The sequence below is a fragment of the Candidatus Electrothrix sp. genome, assembly GCF_052785085.1.
Map to the genome: position 1 here is coordinate 1 of NZ_JALAAI010000228.1, position 2,104 is coordinate 2,104.

Annotated in this window: 2 protein-coding genes; both read left to right on the top strand. The window is 46.0% G+C overall.

The window, feature by feature from the left end; all coding sequences use genetic code 11:
- A partial coding sequence (locus L2082_RS19190; RefSeq protein ID WP_446012200.1) for a FapA family protein occupies positions 1-1,392 on the top strand: 1,392 nt, incomplete at its 5' end.
- A gap of 307 nt (positions 1,393-1,699) precedes the next feature.
- The gene (locus L2082_RS19195; RefSeq protein ID WP_446012201.1) at positions 1,700-2,080 is read left to right on the top strand and encodes a hypothetical protein; all 381 of its coding nucleotides are present in this window, start codon (positions 1,700-1,702) and stop codon (positions 2,078-2,080) included.
- Positions 2,081-2,104: the final 24 nt, after the last annotated feature.

The window sequence follows — 2,104 nt, forward strand, 5'->3', positions numbered from 1 at the left end:
AATGGACCGATCCTGATCGCCCAGGGAAGGGAACCCAGATACCCGAAAGATGCCCGAATCCGGTATCATTTTCCCACAGCGTTCCGTCATGCCGGCAGGGTTAGAAAAGACGGCAGCATCGACTTCAGTGACAGGGGAGAGATCCCCCATGTTAAAGAAGATACCCTTCTGGCAGAAAAAATTTTCCCTGAGCCAGGTATTCCCGGCTTTGATGTCTTCGGCAGAATGCTCATGGTGGATGAGCCGGCTGACCTGGATTTTTCCCCGGGTAACGGTACACGCTTGTCTGAAGAGGGGGATAAAATGTATGCCTCAGTATCAGGTCAGCCCCATCTGGATGCCCTGGGAACATTGTCTGTATGCCCGGAATTTCAGATAAAAGGCGATCTTGGCTTTGAAACCGGGGATGTGCATTTTAAAGGCAACGTCATTGTGCAGGGCACAGTAAAACCGGGCTTCAAGATCACCTGTGCCTCGCTCACCGCAAAAGAGATCAATGGTGCGCACATAGATATCACAGGAGATCTGAATGTCTCCCATGGGATTGTAAATACAAAACTTGTCAAGGTAAAAGGCGCGGTGCAGGCGAAATTCATACATAGCTCAACCATCACCGCTTTCGGGGACCTTGTGGTACAAAAAGAGATCATTGATTCACACATCTCCCTGAGCGGAGCCTGTGTCAATGCAAACGGTATGATCATCAATTCAAGAATCTCGGCAAAACTGGGTATTGCCGCCGGCACTGTGGGAAAGCCTGCCTCACAACCGTCCATTCTCAAAGTGGGCGTGGATGAACAGGCGAACCAGCTGGTGGCAGCTGTCAATGCAAAGCTGGATATTATCGCCCGCAGCACAAAAGATCTGGCTTCCCGGATCGTTCTGCTGGAAAAAGAAGACCAGGATCTGCATGCTGTCATATCACAACATGCCTATGTCCAGGACCGGACAGAGCTGGAAATAAAAGACATTGAGACCAAAATAATAAAATTGAGAACTGCCGGAAACATGTCTGCAGTGTTAAACGCGTCAAAAGCAATTAAAGAACTGGAAAAAAAGGCAAAAAGAGCAGAGGCGGATATTAATGCAGGCTTTGCCCGCCAGGATGCCATTGCCGGGGAGATTACCAAATACAGGAAACAGATTGCTGAATATGCAAAAATCACCGAGGAACTTTCCCGGGAAAAAGATACCCTGCTTGCCTTTTCCAACAAAGAAGAACCACTGCCGAAAGTCACGGTGGCCAGGAAAATTGAATCCCGGACCCAGATTTTCGGGGCAGCTTCCGCCATTATTCTCAAGCGCTCCTATACAAAATGTCATATCCAGGAAATCTTAAGAAACAAAGAGGGGGCAGGCGGACCCCCTTATCATGAGATTCAGATTACCTGAGATCTGCCGGGCCTTGCATGACAGATATTCTGTAATACATAGTCCTATCTCTGCGACTGTCATATTTTTGAGACAGACCCTGGAAAATCCATATTTTTTATATAATTTCAAATGGTTATCACATAACAACACGTTGGATATTAAATTTTCCTTCTCAATTATGTGACAACCGTCCGCCTTCCGTATTTTTATAACCCATTGAAATAAATCTATTTATTCGTTTCTATGCCGTGGTATGCATTTTGCTTTGTCAGTATCCTGTGCATTGAAAAATAGATGACAGGATGACCGCATCCAAAGGAGCATTATGAACCTTATCCTTTTTGTACACCAGGAGGCTTCCCAACAAGGAGAGGCATTGCAAAAGAAGATGGCCAAATATTTTGGTGAAAACATCATTCAGCTGGTTCATACGTTTAACGCATTGAGGCATATGTTGAAACAGCCGGAGGGCGGCGACCAGGAAGTATATGTTCTGCTGGCCGAGTCCCCCCGTCGGTTACAGGAACTGTTCTGCCTGATCAATCTGCTCGACGGCCGGCGGATTGTCCTGATTCTTCCTGATGATGATAAAACTACCGTAAGCATGGCCCACCGGTTTTATCCTCGATTTTTCACCTATATCAACAATAACTATGACGATCTTTGTGCAGTGCTTTATAAAATGATCAATAAAAAACACCCATAAAGGAGGAAAAAAATGACAAATGAG

Coding starts and splice junctions, on each gene's coding strand:
- L2082_RS19195 (WP_446012201.1), top strand. CDS start 1,700: ATGAACCTTATCCTTTTTGTACACCAGGAGGCTTCCCAACAAGGAGAG.